The 6,394-nt window shown below is 48.1% G+C and carries 6 protein-coding genes; 3 read left to right on the top strand and 3 right to left on the bottom strand.

Annotated features, from left to right (window positions below; translation table 11 throughout):
* Positions 1–160: 160 nt before the first annotated feature.
* Together J0895_RS13180 and J0895_RS13175 are read right to left on the bottom strand one after the other, a co-directional pair.
* Positions 161–811 (bottom strand): nucleotidyl transferase AbiEii/AbiGii toxin family protein, encoded by a 651-nt coding sequence (locus J0895_RS13180; RefSeq protein ID WP_207088546.1) that lies wholly within the window; start codon positions 809–811, stop codon positions 161–163.
* Positions 812–899: 88 nt separating this feature from the next.
* Positions 900–1,952, bottom strand: coding sequence for a type IV toxin-antitoxin system AbiEi family antitoxin (locus J0895_RS13175; RefSeq protein WP_207088545.1), 1,053 nt, complete (start codon positions 1,950–1,952; stop codon positions 900–902).
* Here J0895_RS13175 and J0895_RS13170 point away from each other — a divergent pair.
* The 3 genes from J0895_RS13170 to J0895_RS13160 all read left to right on the top strand — a co-directional run bounded on the left by J0895_RS13170 (position 1,951) and on the right by J0895_RS13160 (position 5,092).
* The gene (locus tag J0895_RS13170; RefSeq protein ID WP_207088544.1) at positions 1,951–2,106 is read left to right on the top strand and encodes a hypothetical protein; all 156 of its coding nucleotides are present in this window, start codon (positions 1,951–1,953) and stop codon (positions 2,104–2,106) included. The two genes, J0895_RS13175 and J0895_RS13170, sit on opposite strands and share 2 nt — an antisense overlap.
* A 405-nt stretch (positions 2,107–2,511) precedes the next feature.
* Entirely contained in the window at positions 2,512–3,723 is a 1,212-nt protein-coding gene (locus J0895_RS13165; protein ID WP_207088543.1) for an iron-containing alcohol dehydrogenase family protein, read from the top strand.
* 160 nt (positions 3,724–3,883) lie between these two features.
* Positions 3,884–5,092: an aspartate aminotransferase gene (locus tag J0895_RS13160; protein WP_207088542.1), complete on the top strand. Its 1,209-nt coding sequence runs from the start codon at positions 3,884–3,886 to the stop codon at positions 5,090–5,092.
* Between the two features lie 638 nt (positions 5,093–5,730).
* Here J0895_RS13160 and J0895_RS13155 read toward each other — a convergent pair.
* Entirely contained in the window at positions 5,731–6,330 is a 600-nt protein-coding gene (locus J0895_RS13155) for a peptidoglycan-binding domain-containing protein (protein ID WP_207088541.1), read from the bottom strand.
* Between the last annotated feature and the right edge of the window lie 64 nt (positions 6,331–6,394).

Here is a 6,394-nt window from a genome sequence, read left to right as displayed (position 1 = left end):
CCGCGCTTGACTGCCACCGTTGCCGGTTTTTCACCGAATTTGGGTAGCGCATCATTGTCCAGAAAACTTGTCTGTGCCTAATGATACCCTATAAGAGTAGAGCATTGCAGAAAAATGCGATAGGCGGTTAAAACCGCTCGCGTGGGCTTTCCACCTCGGTCTAAAGACGCGAGGCTACCAGCCCTAACGTGTTTCTCCTGTGTTCCACGATTTCCGACAAAATTTCATTAATTTTACTGACTGTGGCATCGCGGAATATCCGCCGAATGTCTCGTCCCAGTAAGAAAGCAGCCGCATCTAGAAACTCAACTTGTCCTTCAGAAATTTCATTGACCAGTTCTTCAAAAATGCGATCGTCATAAATTCCCCTATCCGCGATTCCCTCAATCATAAAATCGATATCTGTTAAATCTTTATTGCCTCCGCGATCTGACCAAGCAATCAGTTTAAGACCCAAAAAAGCGGGAGTATCTACAACTGGAAGCACAAGGTCGTCGTCAATGATTTGCTCTTTGGCGCACAGTAAAGCCTCTTCCAATCCGAGTAAATTCATTGTGAGGCCATCCTCCCATTCAATTTCCTGTTTCGGTTGACCAATTTTTCCAAAAGGTACGATATCAACCTCTACACTTGTTTCCAGGTGAATGAATTTGTGGGGAACTTTATGAGCGACTTTGAAGCGTGGGTTTTCTCCGAGAGTCAGGCGATCGCACAGAGCTTGAAAATCTGACCAGCAATCCATAGATACAGCAAAATCCCAGTCTTTTGTCCCACGACCTTCCCTGTTATATTGTCGGTCAAAAATTAACAATCTGGCTCCAGCCCCCACCATAATCCTGGGCATAGCTAGAGAATCTAGTACAGCCTTGAGATCGACTAAAACCTGTTTTTCTTTTGGGTCAAGTATTTTCATCTCTCCTAGCAACATAGTGCCTGTAAAGGCGATCGGCAGTTTCTTGCGATCGCTCATCGGGAATTAACAGCAACTCTGCATGAAGCAGCAATGGATCCGCGAGGGTTTCCCTCCCATCCTCACTCCAGGTATTCTGCGTACCAAATTGCTGAACAAAGACGATGTTTCCTTTTGGACTGGGCTTAAGCCTCATTTTCGCGGCAATTGCGATCGCTTGTAATTTCACCGATGTCTGGCGATCGCTCTCAACTAAATGCAATGTAGCGCTTTGGGGACGAAGATAATCCGTTGCGATCGCCGCCCCCAGTTCTCCGCCTAACAAAAATTTACCCTCTTTCGCTCCTTCAATAATAGTCTCTGCCACATCTGAAAAGCTGCGCTCTCCTGCAGGGGTAAAAGCTTCCACTATCAGTTTGGGGCGAAGACTTTCAGCGTAGCCCATTTCCCAACGCTCTAAAAGTTTGGGATAGTTAATAATTCGATAGTTTCCATCTCGTTGCCGTTGTAAATAGCCTAACTCATATAAATCCTGAAGACCCCGATTCACCGTTGAGGACGTAATACCAGCAGCAGTAGCGATATCCCCCACAGTTGCCTGCAAAATGTGGGGAAATTTCAATAAAATATAGATGAGTTTAAGTGTCGTAACGGTGATTTTGGAACGAGACAAAGGGTTCCCCTTTGGCCGATGCTGACCGCGAATCAGAATATAAGCGGCTGGATTATTGAGATAAATATTACCGGCAGTATCGATAAACTCTATCTTTTTTTCCAGCAAAATATCGATAGCGCGGTTGGATAAGTAGCGGGTAATCAGGAGAATTTTTTCTCCGTTATTTCGTTCAAACTGTTGAAAATAAGGGATAATGAGTTCAGCCGTAGTGCCGGTAACATCTGGCTGAATTTTGTAAGCAGAGTCTACCGATTTCTCGCCGTTGCGGATAGTAATCCAGTTGCGATCGCCGTTTTTTGCCTCAATATCGGGTAAGGCATTCAGATGGTCTAGGCACTCGCGCAACAACGGACTTTCTTGTTTCATGGATGCCAATGCTGTGGATTATCAATTTTTAAGGAAACGTTGGAAAAGCCGGATTTGCTGGTGGCATTGTACCACAGATGGCAGAGAGCATGAGTCTCCGGCTAAATCCGTCGGGGATGCGATCGCCAGCTTCTATATAGCTTGGACTAAATGATTTATGACATATATAGCTCCCCTCTCCCTTTGGGCCGCCTTATGTTGGTGGTGAGGGCATTCCACAACTGATAAAGGATCTGCTATATCCGATAAAATAACAGCAAATTCCCTATTAACGGTCATGGGAGGTTGCCTATGTCCGAGGGTATTGTCTTTCGGCTTTTTGAAGCGTAACTTTTGTTTAAGCACAAGTTTCCCTGACAATCAATCAATCAACCGGGCGTGCCGGTTTAGGGTGAAACCACTTAAAATTAAGATATCCCCGGAGCGATCGCCTCTGGGACCTTCAAGGTGCAATCCCGAAATTCACATAAAATCCCCGCTACAATCGGGAATCGCCGAATACCGTAGAGTTATTAATACTCATCCCAGCTAAACCTTAGCAACACCTCTGTAGAACTGTATGTCCCATCAGAATTTTGCTTCCTCAACACCGAACTCGAATCCGGTTGCTGTGCTGCCGATGCTCAGTGTAGCACCCGCCCAAGTGATTCGCTCAAAGGGCTGTTTGGAACAATCCGGCGCTGTGATCGCCAGATTAGGGCATCGTCCCTTAATTGTGGGGGGCGACTGCTCTAATACACTGCTGACGGAACGGTTAAAACCCGCCATTGCCCAATATCAACTGGCGATCGCCACCGCTTCCTATAGTCCCGACTGTAGCGAAGCCAGTCTCACCCGACTGCAAGAAGCTGCCCCCACCCATCAAGCGGATCTAATTATCGGAACTGGGGGCGGTAAATCCCTAGATGCAGCCAAACTTTTAGCCCATCGTTGTGGATTGCCAATTATCACCATTCCCTCATCTGCCGCCACCTGTGCCGCTTGGACTGCCTTATCAAATATCTATTCTGACGGGGGTGCATTTCTCTACGATGTCCCCCTCCCCAAATGTCCCGATGTCCTGATTCTCGATTACGACTTGATTCAAACAGCGCCGCAACGCACCTTAGTCGCGGGAATTGGGGATGCGATCGCCAAATGGTATGAAGCCTCAGTCAGTAGCGGGCATTCCGAACAAACCCTGATGATCGCCGCCGTACAACAAGCGCGGGTGTTGCGGGACCTGTTGTTCCAAAAATCCGCCCAGGCACTCGCCACTCCCGGAGGGCAAGTCTGGCAGGAAGTCGTCGATGCCACAGTGTTACTCGCCGGAGTCATCGGGGGACTCGGGGGTGCTCAATGCCGCACCGTTGCCGCCCATGCGGTTCACAATGGCTTAACTCACCTGTTAGCGGCTCATGATACCCTGCATGGGGAAAAAGTCGCCTATGGCATTTTAGTGCAATTGCGCCTAGAAGAAATGCTCCAAGGGAACCAATTAGCCGCCAGCGCAAGACAGCAACTCCTAAAATTCTATTCAGAAATTGGGTTGCCCCAAACCTTAAAGGATTTAGGCTTATTCAATGTCACCTTGGGCGAACTGTACCATGCCGCTGAAATTGCTTGTGCACCCAATTCAGACATTCATCGACTGCCCTTTACCGTGCTACCGGAACAACTGATGGCTGCAATGGTTTCCACAATGGCACCGGTTGAATCTCGGCGAAATGGGATAGATCTCGGGGGAGTCGTCAAAGAAACCTCAGAGGTCCTCGACACAGCCACCTCCTAACTGGATTGAACGGAGAGAACTGCCAACCCTCAACCTAGGTCCATCGGGATAGACTATTTATTTTTTAAATTCTGTATCCCTCGTGACCTTTTGGCGATTAAATGTCTATTTGTAGTTTTTTTTGCAAAAGGAGATCGCGGTTTTTCCGCGCACAACGCCCATGACTTTAGATTGGATCCAACCGGCTCAACGTTTGCAGCAACTTCCGGCTTATGTCTTTGCGCGTCTTGACGAATTGAAAACCGGGGCGCGATCGCAAGGAATTGACTTAATCGACTTAGGCATGGGCAATCCCGATGGACCCACCCCCGTTGCGGTGGTGGAAACCGCGATCGCCGCCTTGCAAGATAGCAAAACCCACGGTTATCCTCCGGTAGGCGGCACCGATAGCTTTCGTAAAGCCATCTGTGAATGGTACAACCGTCGCTACGATGTGTCCCTGGATTCCGCAACTGAAGCGTTGCCAGTTCTCGGTTCCAAAGAAGGTTTAACTCATTTTGCCCTAGCATACGTCAATCCGGGGGACTTGATTTTAGTCCCCAGTCCCGGTTACCCTGCCCATTTCCGGGGTCCCTTAATTGCCGGGGGGACGATTCACGAAATCGTTCTTTCGGAGAAAAACGACTGGTTGATTGATCTAGCAACCATTCCTGATGAAGTGGCAAAACGGGCTAAAATTCTCTATTTCAACTATCCCAACAACCCCACCACTGCCACAGCACCTCGGGAATTTTTCGAGGAAGTAGTCGCCTTTGCTCGTCGCCACGAAATCTTGCTGGTGCATGATATGTGCTATGCAGAATTAGCCTACGATGGCTATCATCCGACGAGTTTGTTAGAAATTCCCGGTGCCAAAGAGATTGGGGTGGAGTTCCATACCCTGTCTAAAACCTACAATATGGCAGGATGGCGAGTTGGTTTTGCGGTGGGAAATTCTGAAGTCATTAAGAATTTACGCCGCTTAAAAACCAATATGGATTATGGGATGTTTGCGGTGGTGCAAGCAGCAGCAGCAGCAGCGCTACAATTGCCCGATGTTTATATCCATGAAGTGCAGGCACGATATCATACTCGTCGGGATTTGGTGGTGCGGGGGTTGCGCGAACTGGGATGGAGTGTTAAGAACCCGGAAGCGACGTTTTATGTTTGGGCAAAATGTCCCTTTGGCAATAGTTCCGAAGAGTTTATTGAGTCGGTGTTGAATAAAACCGGCGTGGTTTTAACTCCGGGGAATGCCTTTGGATCCGGCGGTGAAGGGTATGTGCGGATTAGTTTAATTCAGGATTGCGATCGCCTCGCCGTTGCCCTCGATCGCCTCAAACAAGCGGGGATTTGTGGGGAAATGCCAGCTTTAGTTAGGGGTAGTTAATCCCAGGTCATTTTGTCATTTGTCATAAATGACAAATGACAAATGACAAATGACAAATGACAAATGACAAATGACAAATGACAAATGACAAATGACAAATGACAAATGACAAATGACAAAACTAAAAGGGTCTCGTCGGCGGCGACTAGACCCTTTTAATCTGTAAATTGACGAGATTAATTTTCAGGTTGATGTACGGTGAAGTTAATGATTACTAAGGTTTACAAACAACACGTAGTCAGTTTTTGGTGTTGGCATCCACTCAGTCTATACCAGACTCAAAGTTTTGGCTTCTAGGTCTAACTTTTCTTAGACAGAAGCACCACCTTTTTGTTGGGATGCTCGCCGCTGCTTCACTACGGGCAGATTAGAGCGGGTTGACGCAGAACTCTAATCTAAAAAAATTGGTTGGCGTTGAAGTTTTATTTCCGGCTCGCGTCATATTTATAAACTAACACAAATTTTTGAGAGTGCCACCCTTTGTTTAATAAACTTTACAGAGATTTACTTCCTGCAATCTTTCCTGTTACATTTGTTAGCAATTCGCCAAAAATTCGCGTTTTAATCAGCATAATTACCTGAATAGAGAGCCTTCCGAAAGCCCTCGCCGGGGTAAGGCGAGGGAACCGGAGATGGAGTTAAGGAAACAGAATCGCCCAAGTGGAAGGGCCGACGATGCCATCGGGTTCTAAATTGTAGCGGCGTTGCAATGCGCGGACAGAGGCATCGGTTCGAGGGCCGAAGACGCCGGTGGGGGACCCTTCAAAAAAGCCCAGTTGATTCAGGCGCTGTTGGAGTTGCGCCACTAGATCACTTTCCATGCCTTGTCGCAGGATGGGACGGGAGGATTGAATAAACGGAACGGACCCGGGATTTCCGAAACCGGAGGCGATCGCACCGGGAGAGGGCGGAAATAGGCGATTCCAGGTGCCCTCGCCGACAATTCCATCGGGGGTTAACCCGGCTGCCTGCTGAAAGGCAGAAACTCCCCTGACTGTGCCTTCGTTATAAATGCCATCCACGGGTCCGGTGTAATATCCCAACAGTTTGAGGACCGCTTGCAGTTCAGTGACCTCTTGACCTCGGGTGCCCAGTTGCAATATGGATCGCTGTACGAAAGGATTCGGCTGGGCGATCGCGGCGATCGGTATAGCAATCAAAATGAGAGATAAACTGCATCCTATCAGGTTGGCGTTGGACCGGATCCAGCCCATTGGATTAAATACGACCTCTGTCAATGTCTCTATCCTCCTACTCGACTGACTTCTTGCTGATTTTAGCCGCTAATCAGGGGGGAATTAT

It is taken from the genome of Phormidium pseudopriestleyi FRX01 (assembly GCF_017313335.1).
GTDB classification, from domain to species: Bacteria; Cyanobacteriota; Cyanobacteriia; order Cyanobacteriales; family Laspinemataceae; genus Laspinema; species Laspinema pseudopriestleyi.
The sequence above is the reverse complement of the archived record's forward strand: the minus strand, read 5'-3'. Positions and strand labels throughout refer to the sequence as shown.